Here is a 19,126-nt window from a genome sequence, read left to right as displayed (position 1 = left end):
TCCACCCTCGGGCGCCGGAATCCTGTATTGTTCGTCTCGCGCACCCGATTCCCGCCTGTTCACCCCGTTTTGAAGCCGATATGGAAGCAGCCCTTAACCGCAAGCCGGACAAAGCCCCTGACGCGCTGTCCGTGCTGAACTCTGTGTTCGGTCTGCCGGCCTTTCGGGGCGAGCAGGAAAAGATCGTCCGGCACGTCACGGACGGCGGCAACTGCCTGGTGCTGATGCCGACCGGCGGCGGCAAGTCGCTGTGCTATCAGCTGCCGTCGTTGTTGCGCGAAGGCTGCGGCATTGTGGTGTCGCCGCTGATCGCATTGATGCGCGACCAGGTCGCCGGCCTGCTCGAAGCCGGCGTCAAGGCAGCGGTGCTGAATTCGACGCTGTCGTATGAGGAAGCCAATGCCGTCGAACAGCGGCTACTGGCCGGCGATCTCGACGTGCTTTACATCGCGCCCGAGCGGCTGTTGACGCCGCGCTGCCTCGGCCTGCTTGCCCGCGCCAGGATCGCACTGTTTGCAATCGACGAGGCGCATTGCGTGTCGCAATGGGGGCACGACTTCCGCCCCGAATATATTGGTCTATCCGTCATCGCCGAGCGTTTCCCCGATGTGCCGCGCATCGCGCTAACCGCCACCGCCGATGACCTCACGCGCCAGGAGATCGCCGAGCGGCTCAAACTTACCGATGCGCCGCGCTTTGTCGCCAGTTTCGACCGCCCGAATATCCGCTATGAGATCGTTGACAAGCAGAACGCGCCCGCCCAGCTCAAGGCCTTCATCAGCGAGCGACATGCCGGCGACGCCGGCATCGTCTATTGCCTGTCGCGCGCCAAGGTCGAGGACACCGCCGCGGCATTGAACAAGGCCGGCGTGCCGGCGCTGCCGTATCACGCCGGCCTCGACGCCGGTCTGCGTTCCCGCAACCAGGATCGCTTTATCAACGAAGACGGCGTCGTGATCGTCGCCACCATCGCGTTCGGCATGGGCATCGACAAGCCCGACGTGCGCTTCGTGGCGCATCTCGATTTGCCGAAGAGCATCGAGGCCTATTACCAGGAGACCGGGCGCGCGGGCCGCGACGGCAAGCCTTCCAGCGCCTGGATGGCCTATGGCCTGTCTGATATCGTGCAACAGCGCCGCATGATCGACGAATCCACCGGCTCGGACGCATTCAAGCGCGTGTCGGTCGGCAAGCTCGATGCGCTGGTCGGCCTCGCCGAGACCGCGGGCTGCCGGCGCAGCCGCCTGCTCGGCTATTTCGGCGAAGCGGTCAGCGCCGGCAATTGCGGCAATTGCGATAATTGTCTTTCACCGCCACAGCTTCTCGACGGCAAGGTGATCGCGCAGAAAATATTGTCCTGCGCCTATCGCACCGGACAGCGCTTCGGCGCCATGCACCTGATCGATGTGCTGGTCGGCCTCATGACGGAGCGTGTCACGCAATTCGGCCATGACAAGATATCCGTGTTCGGCATCGGCGCCGAACTCAACGAGAAGCAATGGCGCGCCGCGATCCGGCAAGTCGTCGCCATGGGCCACCTCCATGCCGACAGCGAGGCCTTTGGCGCGCTGAAGCTGACGGAAAGCGCGCGCGGCGTGCTGAAAGGTGAGACCGAGGTGATGTTGCGCGAGGCGCCCGCCGGCACCCGCCTTCGCGCCAGCCGAACCAAATCAAGGCGCGGCGATCTGGCGCCGCGGGCTACCGGAGAAGGTGCGCCCGCCGATGCAGGCCTGCAGGCCGCGCTGCGGGCCTGGCGCTCCGAGATTGCGCGTAAACGCGGCGTGCCAGCCTATGTCGTGCTGCACGATTCGACCATCGACGGCATCGCCGCTTCCCGCCCGGCGACGCTGAACCAACTGCGTAACATTCCCGGCATCGGCGACAAGAAGCTCGAGCACTATGGCGACGAGTTGATCGCGCTGGTGAAGGCCGCGGAGCACTAAGCACTCACGGCCGCGTTAGCCATTGCGGAACGTGTAGGCGTACCCGTTGATCGCGGGCGCGCCGCCGAGATGGGCGTACAGCACCTTCGATCCCTTGGGAAAATAGCCCTTGTTCACGAGATCGATCATGCCCTGCATGGATTTTCCCTCGTAGACCGGGTCGGTGATCATGCCTTCGAGCCGCGCGCAAAGCCGGATTGCTTCCTTGGTCTCTTCCGAGGGAACGCCATAGGCGGGATAGGCGTAGTCTTCGATCAGCACAACGTCGTCCTCGACGATCTCCTTGCCCAGTTCAACCAGGGAAGCCGTGTTGCGGGCGATGTCGAGCACCTGGGCCTTGGTCTGATCGGGCGTGAACGAGGCGTCGATGCCGATCACCTTGCGCGCGCGGCCGTCCTTGGCAAATCCGACCAGCATGCCTGCATGGGTCGAGCCGGTGACGGTGCAGACCACGATGTAATCAAAGGCGAAGCCGAGTTCCTTTTCCTGGGCGCGGACCTCTTCAGCGAAACCGACATAGCCGAGTCCACCATATTTGTGCACGGACGCACCGGCCGGGATCGCATAGGGCTTGCCGCCCTTGGCCTTCACGTCTGCGATCGCCTCTTCCCAACTCTGGCGAATGCCGATGTCAAAACCTTCATCCACCAGCTGGACGTCGGCGCCCATCACGCGGCTGAGCAGGATGTTGCCGACGCGGTCGTAGACGGCGTCTTCATGCGGCACCCAGCTTTCCTGCACCAGGCGGCATTTCATACCGATCTTGGCCGCGACCGCCGCAACCATGCGGGTGTGATTGGACTGCACGCCGCCGATCGAGACCAGCGTATCGGCGTTGGAAGCGATCGCATCGGGCACGATGTATTCGAGCTTGCGCAGCTTGTTGCCGCCGAAGGCGAGCCCCGAATTGCAGTCCTCGCGCTTGGCGTAGAGCTCGACCTTGCCGCCGAGATGCTGCGTCAGCCGCTCCAGCTTCTCGATATGGGTTGGCCCGAATGTCAGCGGATAGCGTTCGAATTTTTCCAGCATGCGTCATCCCCGTTGATGTCTGATCTTGCGGGAACGCCTATCATCAGACGACGGAAAGGTGCTCTCTAAGTTGTTTCCGGATTTTGACAGATTGGTTGCTAGATGGATCATAAATGGTAGTTTTCGTCCATCCATTGACGATTTTATGAAAGATTCTTCCGTGAGCAACCGACTGGACCGCATCGACCTCAAGATGTTGCGTTTGCTGCAGAATAACGGGCGGCTCAGCAATGCCGAACTGGCCGAAGCGGTCGGGGTCAGCCCGGCTACCTGCCATCGCCGCACCCAGCGCCTGCTCGACGACGGCTTTGTCAGCGCGGTCCGCGCCATGGTGGCGCCGCGCAGGGTCGGCAAGGGCGCGCTGGTCATGGTCGGCGTCGTGCTCGACCGCTCCACGCCGGAAAGTTTTGCGTCGTTCGAGCGGGCGATTGCGCAACTGAAATTCGTTCTCGACTGCCATCTGGTGGCCGGCGATTTCGATTATTTCCTCAAGATCCGCGTTGGCGACATGGAGGATTTCAACCGCATCCATGGCGAGCAGCTGATCGCGCTGCCCGGCGTGCGCCAGACGCGGACCTTCTTCGTCATGAAGGAAGTCGTCGACAACGCGCCGCTGGATTTTTGAGAAGGCGTTTTGGCGAGGAGCGGATCACTCGTTTGATTTTTTCGCGCTCGCGCTCTGTTCGGTCGCCGTGCAGGAAATCAGCAGCGTGAACGCCCTTGCATTGCGCGCGATATCGGACGTCTTCAGCTCGGCCTTTGCCTCGACGGCGGTCTGGTAGGGCACGACGCTGTTGTCCAGGAAGTCCCGCAGCGCGCCGGTCTTGATCGCGAAATTGATGTTCTCGGGGATGTTGCCGGTGGCCCTGGCAACTTTCAACGCATTGAGTTTTGCTGCCACCATTCCGGCGATCGTGCCGCTGGTGTCCAGCAGCGGCCCGCCACTGTTGCCGGGCTGAACCGCCGCGCTGATCTGCAGGAAGCGGGTATCGTTCATGATGCCGCTCAGGGAACTTACAATCCCGGTGGTTACCGTGAAATCGGAGGACAACAGGCCGTGGAACGGATAGCCGATGGCAACGACGGTGTCGCCCGAATGGATCGCCTTGCCCCGAATTGTCGCCACTTCCTTGAAGGCGCTCGGCGCCTGCAGCAGTGCGAGATCGTTGGTTTCGTCGCTCGAAACGAGACGCAGCTTGAGCGGAGCCTCGCCGGTCAAATTTCCGAGGATGTCGCCAACGCAGCCATTGATCACGTGCTGATTGGTGACAACGTGCCCGGTGGCGCTGACGACGAAGCCGGTACCCGTTTGGTTGACAGATCTGCTGCCCTTCGGCGGCGCTGCGTTCGGTTGTGCCGGCCCGGCCGCCGCAACTTGCTTCGGGGCGACCGCGAACTCGCCGGCGGCAGCAACGCCGCCTTTCTTGACGGTAGCCACGCAATTGGCGAGCGCGGGCAACAATTGCGCGGTCTGATCGAGCTTGAACTGGAAAAGCTGCCCTTGCGTAAAGGCCGTCATCGTCTTGGCCTTGCGGAATTGCGCAATGAGCGCCGAGTTATCCGGCATCGGCACCTGGAGCAGTTTGTCGGAGAGCGGAACGCCATGGACATTGAACGGCGTCTGACCATCAAACGTCAGGACAATCGGAAATGCCTGTCCGTTCGCAAACGCCCACCCTTCGTGGGCAAACCCCAGACTCCATCCCGCTTTATTGTCGATCGTGACGGCAAAATAGATGCCGCTGGCGTATTGCGCCCCCGCCGCGCAATGCGTGAAAGCGCCACTCTGGTCGTGGGTATAGGCTCCGCCCTTCCAGTTACCGACATTGATCGAGCCGTAAGGGCCACGCGCATCCGAGGTTGAAGGCGTCGCAATCAGGCAAGACGCCGCAACAATCGCTCCGATTGCAAACTTCATCACCATCCACTCAAATGAAGGTCCATCATAGGAGGCTTTGAAATTAATCCGCAAGAGCTGCTCGAATCTTCAGCGCCGCGTCACCGCGACCGGCGAAGTGCAGCCCAAAACCCCACATGTTCCTATTTTGTTCTTTCAACTCCCGCGTGTCAATCCGGAAATTGAACTGCGAGGCGCGCCGCCCTACTTCGCTTCGCTCGCCTTTATTCCCGAGCTTTCAACGAGCTTTGACACCCGTGGCAGGTCGGCGGCGAACAGGCGCGCATGGGCCTCGGGCGTCAACTCGTTCTCAGGGAATGGCAGCGTGCCAAGCTGCGTCAGCTTCTCCAGCAGGACCGAGTCGGACAGCGCCTTGCGGAGCGCCGAATTCAGCGCGCCGACGGTTTCCTTGGGCGTGCCCTTGGCCACGTAGAGGCCATGCCACATCGTGTAGCTGACCTCGGGCATGCCGAGCTCGGCGGTGGTCGGCACGTCTTTCAACTGTTCAAGCCGTTTTGGCGACGTAATGGCGATGCCGTGCAGCGTTCCGGCTTGAATCTGCGGCAGCGCGTTGGTCACCTGATCCCACAGCAGATCGATCTGCCCGGCCAGCATATCGCCAATGGCCGGACCTGACCCGCGATAAGCCACGACGGTCGGTTTGAAGCCGAGCACATTGCCCATCATCACTGCGCACAAATGACTGTTGGTGCCGATACCACCATGCGCGAAGTTCGCCTTGTCGCCCTGCGCCTTGATCCAGGACACATAGTCCTTCGGTCCCGCGCCGGGGATCGACTTGCGGCCGATCAACACCATCGGCGCGTTGTTGACGAGGCCGACCGCCTCGAATGCGGTTGCCGTGTCGTAGCGCAGATTGATGAACAGGCTGGGCGCCGCCAGCAGCGCGACGTGATTGATCAGGATGGTGGAGCCGTCAGGTGCCGACCGGGCAACACGGTCATTGGCCAGCGTGCTGCCGCCTCCGACCACGTTCTCGATGATGACGGTCTGGCCTAGCGTGCCCGACATCCGCTCGCCGATGAGACGTGCCACGGTATCGGTGCCGCCGCCTGCCGCATAAGGCACCACCAGCGTGATAGTCTTGGAGGGCGATTGCGCTTGGGCCTGCGTCGCAAGCGCGCCAAGCAAGAGGCCAAAGCCCGTAAGCGCGCTTCTAAAAAGCCGATTGATCACAACGGCGTCCTCCCTGGTTTTTCTTGTCATGCCGCATGTTTGCGGTCGTGCACGCGCTTGCGACGCCGCACTGCAGCAGGCAGCGCCGCCTCGCATGGCGTCAGATCATGCTGATTGTGCGTCAGCAAATCAAATACAAAGCGATGCGGGAATTCCTAGTGCGCCGGGCTCAATGTCGGACGCTGATAGCGAAGCCATATGACGGCGGCGGCGGCGGCCAGCATCAGGAGAACCGAAAACCAGTTGAGCGGATGCCAGCCCCAGCGATCCTGCAGAAACCCAGCCATGAAGCTCGACGTCGCGGTCGTGCTGAAAACCAGGAGATCGTTGAGCGCCTGGGTCTTGCCGCGCTCGCTCGGGCGGTAGCAGGTCGTCACGACAGTTGTGGCGCCGACGAACAGGAAATTCCAGCCGACGCCGTTGACGGTGAGCGCGATCCGGAAATTCCATTCGCTCAGCCCGGCGAGCGCGGCAGCAACGCCGGCCAGCATCAGCATGACGCCCCAGGCCATCACAGTCGTGGCGCCGTACCGGTTGATCAGATTGCCGGTGAAGAACGACGGCACGAACATGCCAAGCACATGCATGAAGATGACCCAGTGGGCTTCCGCGTGCGGAAACCCGCAGCCGACGATGGCCAGCGGTGAAGCGCTCATGATGAAGGACATCGTGCCGAACGCCAGCATGCCGGCGATGACTGAGGCGATGAAGCGCGGCTGGCTGGCAATCACCCACAGCGGACGCGGAGGCGCTGAAGAGACGGCTGTACCCTCGGCAGCGGCCGAAGCCGAGACCGAGGGGAAGGTGATGAAGGACATCACCGCAAAGACGATCACATGCAGGCCGAGAATGGCGGCATAGGTCGCAAGATACAGCGGCATCACCAGATCATGCGTCACGCGCACGAGGCTGGGGCCGATCACCGCAGCGGCGACGCCGCCGGCCGTGACCCACGAAATCGCCTTGGCGCGGTAATGGATCGGCACCAATTCCGCCGCGGCAAACCGGTACATCTGCAGGCAGGCTACCGCGTAGCCGAGGATGAGGCCGCCGGCGCACATGACCATGAAGTTGGCGGTGTATAGTCCGGTGCACATGATGATGGCGCCGGCCATGCCGAACAGCGAGCCGACGCGAAAGCCGATGCTGCGGCCGACCCGCTGCATCAGGAGCGCCGCCGGGAATACCCAGATCATGACGCCGAGGTGCTGCATCGTGACCGGCAGGTTGGCGAACTCTGGATGGTGATAGAAGGTGATGACGGACAGCCCCGTCGCCGCAAACATCATGGTGTTGCAGGACTGGCCGACCGCCTGGCAACAAGCCAGCAGCAGGAGATTGCGACGTGCGCGCCGGTCGAGGTCCTGCGCGGGATCCGCTTCCGGCTTGAGCCCTGATTGGGGGTTCAGTGCGTCCATTCTTGTTCTTGCCCAACTGACCTCGGGGCGCCGCGCGTGACTGCCCGTCACCTTCTCTAGGAAAAACGACTGTTTCTCAAGGGCCGGGTGGAAGATTTTGCTGCCTGCAGCCGCATGGGAGGCATGAAAATCCCTTCGGCGTTGCTGCCCCCGCGAAATCGCGTAAGCTCCGTGGCAGGGGAAACGAATGTCCGATGATCTGAAATTCACGGTCCAGCGCCCGCCGGCCTATGGCGAATTGACCGATGTGCTGCCCGGATTGTTCTGGGTGCGGCTGCCGATGCCGACGATTCCCAATCACGTCAATTGCTGGCTGCTCGACAACGGTCCGGGATGGACGCTGGTCGATTGCGGGCTGAACACCGACGACACGTTTGAGATCTGGGACAGGCTCTGGCGCGGGCTATTGCGCGCCCGTCCGTTGCAGAACCTCACCTTCACGCATGCCCATCTCGATCATTTCGGCCTCGCCGGATATCTGGTGAAGGAAATGAAATGCACGGTGCGCATGCCGCTCGCCGAATGGCTCAGCGGCTGGAAGATGTGGCATGAGCGCGAAGAGGCTCCGGACGAGCATTTTGCCGCCTTCATGACGCGGAACGGTGCCTCCGACGAGGACGCCGTCAGGATCATCCAAGCGCAGCGCCCATCGAAATATCTTGGCCTGCGGCCGCCGCGCGAATTCATTCGCATCCGGGACGGCGATGTGATCGCCATGGGGCAGCGCGAGTGGCTGACGATCACGGCGGGCGGCCATTCGCCCGAACATGCGATGTTCTATTGCGAGAGCGACAAGCTCCTGATCGCCGGCGACCAGATCCTGTCGCACATGGCGCCGTCGGTGATCGTGCCATCGGCGCAGCCGGAAGCCAACCCGATGAAGGAGTACCTGGAAGCGCTGACGCGGCTCGAGGCGCTGGCGCCGGATACGCTGGTGCTGCCGTCGCACGGCCTGCCATTTCGCGGACTGCATGCCCGGCTCGCCCAGCTGCGCGAACATCACCAGGCGCGGCTCGACGACGCGGCATCCGTCGTGTCAGGCAAGACGAATGCGTTTGCGATTGCGCAGGAAGTATTCCCGCGGGTGCTGTACGCCAATCCGCGCCAGGCTTTTGGCGAGTCGCTTGCGCATCTGAACATGCTGGCTTCGATTGGCAGATTGACGCGCGATGTCGATGCTAATGGTGCGATCACCTTCGCACCGGCGTAACACAACGTGCCATCAGCAACCGAACCAAATCCTTCCAACCCATCAGCCGGCCTGCTCCACTCGAAGGGGTGGCAGATCGCGATGATCGGGCTGGGCACCGCGACGGCGCAGCTCGACACGTCAGTCAATATTGCCTTCCCTGCCATCACCCGCGGCTTCGAACTTTCGATCGGCGACATCCAGTGGGTGGTGATCTGCTACGTCTTGACCTACGCCAGCCTGCTGTTGGCGCTCGGGCGCATCGGCGACACCATCGGTCACGCGGTCGTCTACCGGGCCGGCCTGATCTGCAGCGCGGTGGCGTTGCTTCTGGTCAGCTGTGCGCCCAGCTACGGCGCGATGCTGGTGTTTCGCTGCCTGCAGGGGATCGGCGCGGCACTTGTGATGAGCTGCGGCGTGGCACTGGTGACGTCGCTCTACGGCGAGGAGCGACGCAGCCGGGCGCTCGGTATTTACACGATGATGATGGCATTGGGCTGGATGCTCGGTCCCCTGCTCGGCGGCGCTTTGACGGCGATCTGGGATTGGCCGGCGGTGTTCTGGTTCCGAATTCCGATCGCGATCGCGGCACTGCTGCTGTTGCGCGGCCTGCCCATAGCGCCGCCGCGCCTGACAAGCGAACGCTTTGACATTCCGAGCGGCATCGCATTGGCGCTGGGCCTGGTGACCATGCTGATGGCGATCAATCGCATCAGAGAGTTTTCCGCCGTCTGGCTCGGATTGTTATCCGTCGTGGCGTTTGCAGGCTTTGCCTTCCGCCAATCCCGCGCGGAGCGTCCGATCATCGCAATGGACGTTCTCAAACTGCCGGGCTTTACGCTGCTCAACCTTGTCAGCGTGCTGGCCAATCTCGCGGCCTTTTCCGTCTGGCTGCTGGTGCCTTATTATCTGGCGCGAATGCCCGGCTACACGCTGACGGAGGGCGGCGCCATCCTGGCCGCTGGAGCGGCCGGCGCTGCACTGGCAGCGCCGATCGGCGGTCGCCTCACCGGGCGGCTATTCTCATCGGAGCGGCTGGCCATCGCAGGTGCCGCCATCATTGGCGCCGGGCTTCTGCTGCTGGGCGCATGGACGGCGCAGACCCCGACAGCGCTGCGGGTTACAGGGCTGATCGTGCAGGGTATCGGGCTCGGCCTGTTCCAGCTCGCCTATTCTGATATCGTGACTGCAACACTTCCGCTGACGGAGCGCGGCGTCGCGGGCAGCCTTGCGCTCCTCACGAGAACGCTGGGCACCGTGACCGCGGCGTCGGTTTTCTTTCTGGTGTTCGAAATCCTGCAAGCGACGCATGGCTTCTTTGAAGCCTTCCAGCAGACGTTTCAGCTGGCAGCGGTACTGGCATTTGTCGCGGCGGGGCTGTTGATGCTTGCACCGCGCAAGATCGGCAAGGCGTAGGCCACGCTCAGTCCGGCGACACCAGCAGCCACGCCAAATAGCCGTAATAGCCGGTCGCGCCCAGCGCGATTGCGAGCGCAAGGCCGGCGATGATATCGGTCGTGGCAGACTTCGACGCCTTCATCCGCCAATAAGACGAATGCTCCGGCGTTGGTTCCTCGGCATTGCCTGCGCATCGCGGAAGAATCAGCCCGCCGTCGCTGCTCCGCAGCTATGGCGCGGCACCCACTGTCGCTTGCGCTCATCGCGGGCATGCCGCGCCGAAGCGAAGGCGGCTGGCGGAGAGAGTGGCCGCCTTTCTAGCGTTCGGCAAGCCCCGAAGAGGCCCGAAAAAGACCGGCGGCTAGACTACAAAAACCCCTGCGCTGCAGTGATTTCCTCCCTTGCAGTCCCCCGTTTTTACCCGATATTGGTCGGTAAGCACCGGCATGGCTGAGCCGGGAGTCGAGCCGGGGGTCTGGAACCGAGGCGGGAGGGGCAATTGCGATGGCATTGACCACGAGGCAGGTCGCCAAACTGACTGAGCCAGGCCGTTACGGTGACGGTAAGGGTCTCTACCTACAGGTTACGCCAACCGGCGCCCGCTCTTGGCTGCTCCGCTACGAGCGCGGCGGACGCGAGCGGGCTATGGGCCTGGGGCCGGTCAGCGACTTCACGTTGGACGAGGCCCGCGAGCGCGCGCGCAAGGCGAGGCAGCTGTTGACGGACGGGATCGACCCGCTCGATGCCCGCAAGGATGAACGCGTCAGGCAGACTTCGGAGAACGCCCTGGCAGCTGCCGCGAACGTCACCTTTCGGGAATGCGTAGAGCAATACTACAAGTTCCACTCGCGCAAATGGAACAATGCCAAACACGCCGCGCAATTTCTCTCGACAATGAAGATGTACACCTATCCGGCGCTCGGAAAGCTGCCGGTCGCAGCGATCGACAAGGCGTTGGTTCTGAAAGCGATCGAGCCGATCTGGTACAGCAAGACGGAGACGGCGAGCCGGGTGCGCGGCCGTATCGAGGCTGTTCTCGATTTTGCGAAGACGCGCGGCTATCGCAGCGGAGAAAATCCCGCCGCCTGGGACGGCAACTTGATCCACGCCCTGCCTGCGCGCAATACGATTGCGAAGGTCGAACATCACGCAGCGCTGCCCTTTACCGAACTACCCGAGTTTATGGTTCAGCTCGCAGCTCGCGATGGCATCGGCGCGAGAGCTTTGGAGTTCACGATCCTGAATGCCGCCCGCACTGGCGAAGTCATCGCCGCCCGCTGGCCGGAGATGGATCTGGACGCGAAGCTGTGGAGCATCCCGGCCGGGCGCATGAAGGCCAAGAAAGAGCATCGCGTGCCCCTAACAAGCCGCGCCCTCGAAATTCTGGAAACTCTACCGCGTAAGGGGGATTTTGTATTCCCCGGTGGGCGCGAGGGTATTCCGATCTCCAATATGGCGATGGCCGAGGTACTGAAACGGATGGGCCGACTCGACATTACCGTCCACGGCTTCCGATCAACATTTCGAGATTGGGCAGCGGAACGGACCAGTTATCCTAATCATGTGGTCGAAATGGCATTGGCTCATGTGATTGGCAACAAGGTGGAGGCCGCCTATCGACGCGGTGATTTGTTCGCCAAGCGAGCACGGCTCATGGCCGATTGGGCGCGGTATTGCGCTGCCAAACCGACCGACGCGGCAACCGGTATCACGCCGTTGCGGAGGGCGATTTGACCTTACCGCGGCCTCCTTGGCAGTTTCGTTCGAAGAGCGACAGCCTAAACTTCAAGGCATGGATGAACCGACAATTGGATGAGATGGACGAGCCGACCGCTGAAGACATCGACCGCTACATCGAGATGAGTTGTGACAATTCCTATAATGACGCCGTCGCGCGGCGCAACGGGCGAATACTTCAGCGCGGACTCGTCATAAGTGCGGCGCGTGATCGTAACGTCGAGGCGATTGACCGTTTGACCGCAAATGACCCGGAATTGAAGGACTTGGCAGTCCGGGAACTCGCGCACGTTCACGGTCGCGGCCGCGAGAAAGGGGAGGCACGCCCTCGCGACATTTCTGCGATCGAAAAGGCCCTACTCGGATATGCGATCCGCGATCTGGATGAAATACGGTGGGTTTGCAAAAAACATTGGCAGGGGCGCTGGAAGGGGAGCGGGTCCATCGCGATTGAGATTGCTGCGGAACGGTCGCACGTTGGCGTCGATCGACTGATCGGTTTCAAAAAAAACCGCACCCGGAATGCACGTCCCTGAAGACCGGATACATTCTGCATCTTAAATCATCGATTTGGCGAGGACGACCCGATCTCTGGTCGTCGCTATAAAAGCCGCTCCACCGGCAAATCCCGTCGAACTTTTTCGGAGCGTAAAGATGGCAGAGCTTCAGCTAAACCGGATGTACAGGCTGCGAGACCTCCCGCAGTTCGTTGGCCTTCGCCGAACCCAGATCAGTGAACTTGTGAAAGCCGGCGAATTTCCCAGACCGATTCCGCTGAGCCACGGCGGTCGCGCCGTGGCGTGGCTCGAAGCCGATCTCGTGGCCTGGCAGACCGCACGCATTGCGGCGCGCAATACCGCGGCGTGATCGGCGGCGAAAATGTCAGCAATTACAACTCGCAGTCTTGGCCCCATCCAAGCGCAAAAACTATCCGGCCTCAACATCGATACCGCGATCGCCGGATGTCGCTATAAAACTCTGGTCACCGCCTACGCGGATGCATGGGAGAAACGAATCGCTTGCCGCTGGCGCTGTTGGGGACTGGTTTTCATTGATGCTGAAGGCCTGACGAGTGTGTTCGACACGAGCTGCGGCCGCACGCCGCAACCGCGTACCTACCCCATCCAGCTGCGCGAGATGGCGACGCCACGAGGGGGAACATAATGCCCCAACGAGCGCGTTCCCTGCTGAACTGCGATAAGGCGGAGGCTGTTCGCTTCCTTCACGCACTCGATCCTTTTGCGGCGCGTTTTACCTTCCAGACGTTCGATGATTCAAAATTGAGAAGGCCAGCGCTCGCCAAGACGATTGAAGGTACGCTCGACGACTCCTGGGAACGACTGGTCGCCCTCAACAACGGAGGCGCTGGTGTCTTCGTCACCATTAATAAAACCGACCTGGCGGGTCGTCGCAAAAGCGATAACGTTGTCGCCATCCGCGCCGGATTTGTTGATCTCGACGGCGCATCGCTTGAGCCGGTGCTCAATGACCCGGTGTTGCCCAAGCCGCACATCGTCACCCAGACATCTCCCGGCAAATGGCACTGCTTTTTTCTGATGCGCGGCATCGAGCTGACGAAGTTCACCTCTATGCAAACAGCATTAGCGATCCACTTCAGGTCCGACCGAAGCGTTAACGACCTGCCGCGCGTGATGAGGTTGCCGGGCTTTTGGCATTGCAAGGGCGAACCATTCCTGAGTCGGATTATCAGCGTGACTGGCGAGCTGCCTTACGACGGTAAGAAGTTCCTGAACATTCTCGCCAATGTAACGGCCAGTGACGCAACCGCTCCCTCCGCGGCTGCCGCTGAGACGAAAGGCCAAGCCGACGACACGCCAAAGGGCGACTTCGACTGGTCCGAATGGCAGAAGAACAGACCGTTGGGCCACGATCTTGAAGCGAGGCAAGTCAATGATCTTGCAATCCGACAATTCGAAAAGTGGATTCCTTTTCTCTTTCCTTGCGCTAAGAAAACCAGCGCCGGCTATCGCGTTCGCAGTGCCGACCTTGGCCGTCCCAATGAGGAGGATTTATCATTCTACCATAACGCCGCTACCGGCGAAATTGGCATCAAAGACTTTGGAGTTCATGATCTCGGTGACCGGTACAAGGGTGGAAGGGGGCCGATTTCTATCGTCATGCAATGGGGCAACGATGGAAAGGGCATGGACTTTAAAGAGGCACTTTACTGGTTGGCAACACAGCTAGGAATAAATCCGGAAGGTCCGAGCAATTCTGACGAAAACGAAAACGACGGTCCCGGTACATCGCCGCCCGGTGGTGGACACAACAAGAGGCCGAAGCCAGACGACTATTACATTTTCCTGGCCGAAAATTATCTGACGATGCTGGAGAAGTGCGACGAGGACCTAAGGATCGTGAAGGATGAACACAACAACGAGGCACTCTATAAATATGAGGATGGAATTTGGACGCTTTTGAAAAATGCCGAGGCTACGATCGAGGGCGCTCTCGAAAGAATTGCGCGCGAGGAGAACATCAAAACCACCTCGAAAATCGTAATGGAGGCGCGCAAATATATTCTGCGCAGCCCCAATGTACGGCGGAATGATAACATCAGGCTTGATGCGCACGGAAAAATTCCGGTGCGCGGGCATCTAATCGATCCCAAGACCCTCAAGCTGGAGCCGTTGACCCAGGAACACTACGCAACTTGGACCCTGGATATCGAATACGATTTGCACGCGACCTGTCCATGGTGGGACCGCGCTTTGCTGGATGCGTTTGCCGACCGCCCTGACAACGTAAGGCAGCAAACCATTGCACTAGTCCAGGAGATGGCCGGGATGTCATTACTTGACGAGAGGCCAAAGGCGCTATCGAAAGCGCTGATTCTCGTCGGCAAGTCTAACAGTGGCAAATCGACGATCATCTACACAATATCGGGCCTGCTAACGGACCGCCCTATTGCAACGTCGCTTGATGCGATCGGCGGAACTCACGGGCTAATGGAGTTCGTGCGACGTGCACCATGGACCCTGCACGAGGCGTTTGACGGCGGTAAGTGGCACGCGTCAGCAAGGGTCAAAGCCATCATTTCGGGCGATCCCATCGACATCAACATTAAGAATGGCCCGATAATCACGAAGTGCATCAACCAACCAATCTTTTGGGGAAGTAATTCACCGGTACAAATCCGGGAAGCAACCGACGCTGTGCGGAATCGAATAATCATCATGGAGTGCCGCCGTGAGTTCAAAGAGGATATGCTGATCGGTCTCGGTGCCGAAACCAAAAAGCGCGGCTTCGAAAAACCTCATGAGTTTTTGCTAAAATGCGAGAAATCTGGCATTTTCAATTGGGCGCTGGCGGGCATGCAAAGTGCCATGAAGCGCGGTTACTTCAAGAATACTAAGGAGGGCGAAGCCGCTCTCGACGAGTTTAAGCAATCGTCCAATCTCGTTGCATCATTTCTGGATGAGTGTGTGACGTTTGGACCCGAATACATGATTAGGATTGCCGACTTTTCCGCTGCCTTCGATGTGCATTATCAACATAACAAGCAGAACGACCGGTTCGCGCCAAGCAACGAGTCGATCAGCCGCGCCTTGCAAGCCATGGGTGACCCCTGCATCGGCGTCGGCAAAGACCTCCGTGACAAAACTTTTCGATATTATATCGGAATGCATCTCAATACCGCCGGCCTGAACGTTTGGGAGGCGGCAAGGGGGAAGTCGCCGCTCGCGCTCATTTCCTACCGTGTTGCCGACACCAATCGCTTCATTCCCAAGGGCTGGTTCAATAAGGACATCGTCAAGCGTGTCCAAAGTGCGGATTTTGCAAACCATCAGAAAAGAGAGCGGGCGCGCGAGGACGATGCCCACGGCATTGAGGAAGATCAGAAATGAGCGCCGCTGCTACAATGACGGATGTCGGGCCGGTGATGGCTGGGTGACGGTTTTAAAGGGAGATCCGTCACCAGCCAGAAGTCGTGGAGCCCCAGGGATTTTCTCACTCGGATGACAGTATGACGGTTCTCTTAGAAACAGTTAAGGAAACAACCGCTACTTCAGCACACCTGCTGAGGTATCTCCCTCCAGTTTGATTTCGGATAAAACCGTCACGCCGTCATCCTTCAATTTTTGTCCTTTTGTACAATCCCTTAGCAGGATGGCGGTTCTAAAATTCCACCGAGCAGGAACCGTCATGAGCCCCCGAACCTGGTTTTAAATTGCGGACGACTAGAATTGGAGCATATCATCGGGGAAGCCGGCCAGAGCGCCGAACAGGTACAAGGCGGCCCGCTCCCCTCATCAATCGATGTTTTCCGGTCTTTCGGACAAGTTCATCGTGATTCATCCGATAGTATTTATTTATGCGACCGGGACGACGTCGCCCTCACCCTCCACAGGTGCTGAATCATCCGCAAGCAGCAACATCTCGGGATCGTTGACCAGCGCCAAGTACAGGGACGCCGCCTGATCCACATCCATGCCATCTTCAATGAGCAGGTTTCGGTCGACCTTGATGTTGGCATTGACGCTGACGGCGCTGAGGTGGGGGTGAAGAAATGGCGCCGCGTCGACCGCGCATTTCTGGGCCTTCTCCTTGAATGAACCCAGTTCCTTCATGGCGCTAATCAACTCTTCCGGCGTCTTGCTGTGCTCAGCAAGGTCCTTGAGCAGATCGGCCAATATCGTCTCCGCCTCCGAGTGATAGAAGCGCATGTTCTGGAGCATGACCTCAAGCGGAGTGATTCCGGCGGCTAAGGCCTCGTCTGCGATGTTCCGCAGAGCTGCTGTCCTGGCGTTGATGCCGCCTTTTTTGCGACCCGCATTTGGTTGATAGCCACCAAACGTTCCCATTAGTTTTTCCTAGATTGGTCTTTCTTCAGGACGGAGGCGAACCCGCGCGGGCACCGCATCGGTAGCATCACTGGTCGGCTAGCAGGTTTAGCCGCCCGCACTTTAGCTTAATTCTCCCGTATCTAACAGGGACCGCTTCCAGTCGTCGCGACCAACCTGCTGCCGCTGCCAACAACGGAAGGCGGAGAAGTGTTCGACCACCTCGTCGACGAGCGCAAGCAGGCCTGCCGGTACTCAACGGGTCAAAACGCTGCACTGATTGCCCCGAAATCCAACTTCCGCTTTACACCCGAAAGCTGACTCCACCCGGGCATCACGCCATGTCTGAAAGGTGCCACAAGCGGACTCATGCACCGCAGCAAAGACCGGCTTTATTCGATCACTTCGTCGACGATAGAGTATACCCTTGGCGGTACCCCGATGCGCTTGCGCCGAAACACACCCGTGGAGCATCTGGTCGAAGCGGCACCCGTCCCGCCAGGTTCGGATGTTCCGTGACCTGTTTCTGGATCGCCGAGCTTTGGGATTTCAAGGCCGAGAGCGACGATGTCGGTTCGGAGCGGAGTTGGCTCGGATGTCCTGTCAGATCGAGCGGGCTTTCCGGTTTGTTGAGGTCCTCAAAAACGCCGCCGCTGATCCATCAAACCGAAGCTCGATTGATCCGCCGCTATTCCGGCTATCTAGGTCGGGGTCGAACTCATGCTGCCAAAGCTCATTGAGCATCGTTTCATGAATTGTATTTTTTACACGCTGAGCTTCTTCTGCATTTCCTGATGCCGTGAAGTTAGCGATAGCAGAAATGAACCTGTTGATTTCGCCAAATGGCAGCAATCGAGCGTACTGCAACTCGATTTCGGTTCCGACCTGTGGATCAGCGGGGCCGTAGTGATGGCTCGCAAAAATCTGCAGGTTTCCAACGCTATATTCGTTATAGAAAATCTCGTAGCGACGACCGTACTCCGGTTCCTCGCGGCCTGTGAGTTCAGCGTCAGATCGTTCTTGCAACCGCCATGGCTCGTTTGGCTCGAACCTGTGGTTTAGAGCGTCGGCAAACATCTCGAAATCGGAGAAGAACCGTCGATCCTCGTCGGTGATTCGTAGCTCGATGCCGTTTCGTAACGAAGACGGTGTATGATTGGGCGTGATGGGCTTGCCATTTAGCAGCTTACCTAGAAATTTCCGCTTAGGGCCACGCCCGACCCGTTCTCCAGATGTAGCTGGTGAAGCCCAAATTTACCAGAACCAGCAATATCAGAACTTCGTACATGTTCGCCCCCTAGTCGCTGTTGACGGCGCTTGAGCGATAGCTGACCCGAGGAAAAAACTGCAACCCCAACCCGGTTAGCACTTTTGTGGTCGTTCACGTGGTACACTTTTTCAAGGCGTGTCCAACGCGAGTGCTGATTATTGCACGGGAGTACGCACGACGGTAACCTTGCCACTGCAATGCTTGCGATAATGGATTCTTGTACCGCTAAGGAGAGTAACAAGCCAGTTCGGAAAGTGATTTGATTGAAACTCAACACCACATTTGCAGCCATTATGGCGGCCCTTGCTGTGTGCCCGACCGGAGCCGTGGCCGAGGTCTATTCGTGTGAAATTAAGGAATGGGTGCGGGTAAATGACGAGGGACTTGTTCGGCCCGCGCCGAGTGCGTCTTTTAAACGCCAAGTATCGATAGACAAAGAAACCGGCAATGCCGTCGGCGATGCGTTGTCGGCTGCAAATCGATGGGAAGTTGCTCAAAAGGGTTCGCAAGAAAGCGCGTTCGTGACCGTTGGCTACGTTGGGTCGCGGCTCCTTTATGAAGTTGCAGTCTACGAATTCAAAATAGGACGCGAGAAGCCCCTGATCATTGCCGTTCGGTCGCATCGCGGGCTTTTTTCAGCCCTCAGTGGAATCTGCCGATGATGTTTAGCATGTCGTTGGATGTGTAGGTGCCGCGTGATCGTCAGAAGCAAGGTCGGCAGCGCGGATACCCTCGCGTATCGAGCGACACGCCAAGCTTCGCGGCTTTCACACCCGTCGCACCTGGTGTTCACTTCAACGCCTGCTCTCCCTTTGAGTATCGCCGTTCTTGGAGGCATTTGGGCATTTCTCGCGCTCGGGCCCTTGAGTGGTTTCGTCCTCGTGTGGCCGGGCTTCATTGGCTGGGTGCTTCTTCCACAGCGGCACCAACAACAATGCACTCGTTAAGACGATCGTCGGCAATGCCTATGGTGCGCTGGTCGCATGTGTCGCTCTGTTGATCATCGTCAACGTCCCGGTCCCTGGCTTGGAGCGGTCTGGCCAGCGATCGTCGTCGGCGTCACTGTTTTCTTCCTGGTCATCGTCGCCTCGATCGATCTGCTGTCCGTGGTACCGGCCAACGTCTACGGTTACGCTGCGCTTGTGGCGTACTCGCTGCACCAGCCATCCGCCGCGCCGGCCACCGGCCCATAGCAGAACCTGATCTCGCCCTCGTTCGCCAACCCGCTGGTCTTGCTCATTGT

17 protein-coding genes are annotated in these 19,126 nt (G+C 59.7%); 11 read left to right on the top strand and 6 right to left on the bottom strand.

Annotated features, from left to right (window positions below):
- Positions 1 to 80: 80 nt before the first annotated feature.
- Entirely contained in the window at positions 81 to 1,943 is a 1,863-nt protein-coding gene (recQ, locus tag JQ597_RS31805; protein WP_212269382.1) for a DNA helicase RecQ, read from the top strand.
- A 15-nt stretch (positions 1,944 to 1,958) separates the two neighbouring features.
- Here the strand turns inward: recQ and JQ597_RS31800 are convergent, their stop codons facing one another.
- Positions 1,959 to 2,972, bottom strand: a complete 1,014-nt coding sequence (locus JQ597_RS31800) for a 1-aminocyclopropane-1-carboxylate deaminase (protein WP_212269381.1) — start codon at positions 2,970 to 2,972, stop codon at positions 1,959 to 1,961.
- A 160-nt stretch (positions 2,973 to 3,132) separates the two neighbouring features.
- Between JQ597_RS31800 and JQ597_RS31795 the strand changes: the two genes are divergently transcribed.
- Complete coding sequence (locus JQ597_RS31795; protein WP_212269380.1) at positions 3,133 to 3,597, top strand: Lrp/AsnC family transcriptional regulator; 465 nt, start codon at positions 3,133 to 3,135, stop codon at positions 3,595 to 3,597.
- Between the two features lie 24 nt (positions 3,598 to 3,621).
- On the opposite strand, the gene JQ597_RS31790 is transcribed toward JQ597_RS31795, so the two are convergent.
- The 3 genes from JQ597_RS31790 to JQ597_RS31780 all read right to left on the bottom strand — a co-directional run bounded on the left by JQ597_RS31790 (position 3,622) and on the right by JQ597_RS31780 (position 7,484).
- Complete coding sequence (locus JQ597_RS31790; RefSeq protein WP_212269379.1) at positions 3,622 to 4,890, bottom strand: S1C family serine protease; 1,269 nt, start codon at positions 4,888 to 4,890, stop codon at positions 3,622 to 3,624.
- Between the two features lie 183 nt (positions 4,891 to 5,073).
- Positions 5,074 to 6,066: a Bug family tripartite tricarboxylate transporter substrate binding protein gene (locus tag JQ597_RS31785; RefSeq protein WP_212269378.1), complete on the bottom strand. Its 993-nt coding sequence runs from the start codon at positions 6,064 to 6,066 to the stop codon at positions 5,074 to 5,076.
- Positions 6,067 to 6,221: 155 nt separating this feature from the next.
- Positions 6,222 to 7,484, bottom strand: a complete 1,263-nt coding sequence (locus tag JQ597_RS31780) for an MFS transporter (protein ID WP_212269377.1) — start codon at positions 7,482 to 7,484, stop codon at positions 6,222 to 6,224.
- Between the two features lie 187 nt (positions 7,485 to 7,671).
- Between JQ597_RS31780 and JQ597_RS31775 the strand changes: the two genes are divergently transcribed.
- The 7 genes from JQ597_RS31775 (at position 7,672) to JQ597_RS31745 (ending at position 15,677) form a co-directional block, all read left to right on the top strand.
- Positions 7,672 to 8,694, top strand: a complete 1,023-nt coding sequence (locus JQ597_RS31775) for an MBL fold metallo-hydrolase (protein WP_212269376.1) — start codon at positions 7,672 to 7,674, stop codon at positions 8,692 to 8,694.
- A 6-nt stretch (positions 8,695 to 8,700) separates the two neighbouring features.
- The gene (locus JQ597_RS31770) at positions 8,701 to 10,089 is read left to right on the top strand and encodes an MFS transporter (RefSeq protein ID WP_212269375.1); all 1,389 of its coding nucleotides are present in this window, start codon (positions 8,701 to 8,703) and stop codon (positions 10,087 to 10,089) included.
- A 486-nt stretch (positions 10,090 to 10,575) separates the two neighbouring features.
- Positions 10,576 to 11,805: a tyrosine-type recombinase/integrase gene (locus tag JQ597_RS31765; protein ID WP_212269374.1), complete on the top strand. Its 1,230-nt coding sequence runs from the start codon at positions 10,576 to 10,578 to the stop codon at positions 11,803 to 11,805.
- A 62-nt stretch (positions 11,806 to 11,867) separates the two neighbouring features.
- A complete protein-coding gene (locus JQ597_RS31760) occupies positions 11,868 to 12,344 on the top strand; it encodes a hypothetical protein (protein ID WP_212269373.1) in 477 nt (158 codons plus the stop codon).
- Between the two features lie 118 nt (positions 12,345 to 12,462).
- On the top strand, positions 12,463 to 12,675 hold the full coding sequence (locus tag JQ597_RS31755; RefSeq protein WP_212269372.1) for a helix-turn-helix transcriptional regulator: 213 nt from the start codon (positions 12,463 to 12,465) through the stop codon (positions 12,673 to 12,675).
- A gap of 12 nt (positions 12,676 to 12,687) precedes the next feature.
- Complete coding sequence (locus JQ597_RS31750; protein ID WP_212269371.1) at positions 12,688 to 12,972, top strand: hypothetical protein; 285 nt, start codon at positions 12,688 to 12,690, stop codon at positions 12,970 to 12,972.
- The gene (locus JQ597_RS31745; RefSeq protein ID WP_212269370.1) at positions 12,972 to 15,677 is read left to right on the top strand and encodes a DNA-primase RepB domain-containing protein; all 2,706 of its coding nucleotides are present in this window, start codon (positions 12,972 to 12,974) and stop codon (positions 15,675 to 15,677) included. The genes JQ597_RS31750 and JQ597_RS31745 overlap by 1 nt, the downstream gene beginning before the upstream one ends.
- Positions 15,678 to 16,142: 465 nt before the next feature.
- On the opposite strand, the gene JQ597_RS31740 is transcribed toward JQ597_RS31745, so the two are convergent.
- Both JQ597_RS31740 and JQ597_RS31735 read right to left on the bottom strand, forming a co-directional pair.
- Positions 16,143 to 16,634, bottom strand: coding sequence for a hypothetical protein (locus tag JQ597_RS31740; RefSeq protein WP_212269369.1), 492 nt, complete (start codon positions 16,632 to 16,634; stop codon positions 16,143 to 16,145).
- Between the two features lie 582 nt (positions 16,635 to 17,216).
- Positions 17,217 to 17,690 carry a hypothetical protein gene (locus tag JQ597_RS31735; protein WP_212269368.1) on the bottom strand — a complete coding sequence of 158 codons (474 nt, stop codon included), beginning with the start codon at positions 17,688 to 17,690 and terminating at the stop codon, positions 17,217 to 17,219.
- Between the two features lie 456 nt (positions 17,691 to 18,146).
- Between JQ597_RS31735 and JQ597_RS31730 the strand changes: the two genes are divergently transcribed.
- Together JQ597_RS31730 and JQ597_RS31725 are read left to right on the top strand one after the other, a co-directional pair.
- Entirely contained in the window at positions 18,147 to 18,545 is a 399-nt protein-coding gene (locus JQ597_RS31730; RefSeq protein WP_212269367.1) for a hypothetical protein, read from the top strand.
- A 321-nt stretch (positions 18,546 to 18,866) separates the two neighbouring features.
- On the top strand, positions 18,867 to 19,076 hold the full coding sequence (locus JQ597_RS31725) for a DUF1097 domain-containing protein (RefSeq protein ID WP_212039303.1): 210 nt from the start codon (positions 18,867 to 18,869) through the stop codon (positions 19,074 to 19,076).
- Positions 19,077 to 19,126: the final 50 nt, after the last annotated feature.

It is taken from the genome of Bradyrhizobium sp. AUGA SZCCT0177, assembly GCF_018130125.1.
Taxonomy (GTDB): Bacteria; Pseudomonadota; Alphaproteobacteria; order Rhizobiales; family Xanthobacteraceae; genus Bradyrhizobium.
Note: the sequence above shows the minus strand (reverse complement) of the source record. Positions and strands in the feature narration are given on the sequence as shown.

Bases quoted from the DNA above. Each gene is read 5' to 3' on its own strand.
- JQ597_RS31800 (WP_212269381.1), bottom strand. From the start codon at position 2,972: ATGCTGGAAAAATTCGAACGCTATCCGCTGACATTCGGGCCAACCCAT.
- JQ597_RS31760 (WP_212269373.1), top strand. From the start codon at position 11,868: ATGAACCGACAATTGGATGAGATGGACGAGCCGACCGCTGAAGACATC.
- JQ597_RS31780 (WP_212269377.1), bottom strand. From the start codon at position 7,484: ATGGACGCACTGAACCCCCAATCAGGGCTCAAGCCGGAAGCGGATCCC.
- JQ597_RS31735 (WP_212269368.1), bottom strand. From the start codon at position 17,690: ATGTTTGCCGACGCTCTAAACCACAGGTTCGAGCCAAACGAGCCATGG.
- JQ597_RS31775 (WP_212269376.1), top strand. From the start codon at position 7,672: ATGTCCGATGATCTGAAATTCACGGTCCAGCGCCCGCCGGCCTATGGC.
- JQ597_RS31725 (WP_212039303.1), top strand. From the start codon at position 18,867: ATGTGTCGCTCTGTTGATCATCGTCAACGTCCCGGTCCCTGGCTTGGA.
- JQ597_RS31790 (WP_212269379.1), bottom strand. From the start codon at position 4,890: ATGAAGTTTGCAATCGGAGCGATTGTTGCGGCGTCTTGCCTGATTGCG.
- recQ (WP_212269382.1), top strand. From the start codon at position 81: ATGGAAGCAGCCCTTAACCGCAAGCCGGACAAAGCCCCTGACGCGCTG.
- JQ597_RS31740 (WP_212269369.1), bottom strand. From the start codon at position 16,634: ATGGGAACGTTTGGTGGCTATCAACCAAATGCGGGTCGCAAAAAAGGC.
- JQ597_RS31750 (WP_212269371.1), top strand. From the start codon at position 12,688: ATGTCAGCAATTACAACTCGCAGTCTTGGCCCCATCCAAGCGCAAAAA.
- JQ597_RS31755 (WP_212269372.1), top strand. From the start codon at position 12,463: ATGGCAGAGCTTCAGCTAAACCGGATGTACAGGCTGCGAGACCTCCCG.
- JQ597_RS31745 (WP_212269370.1), top strand. From the start codon at position 12,972: ATGCCCCAACGAGCGCGTTCCCTGCTGAACTGCGATAAGGCGGAGGCT.
- JQ597_RS31765 (WP_212269374.1), top strand. From the start codon at position 10,576: ATGGCATTGACCACGAGGCAGGTCGCCAAACTGACTGAGCCAGGCCGT.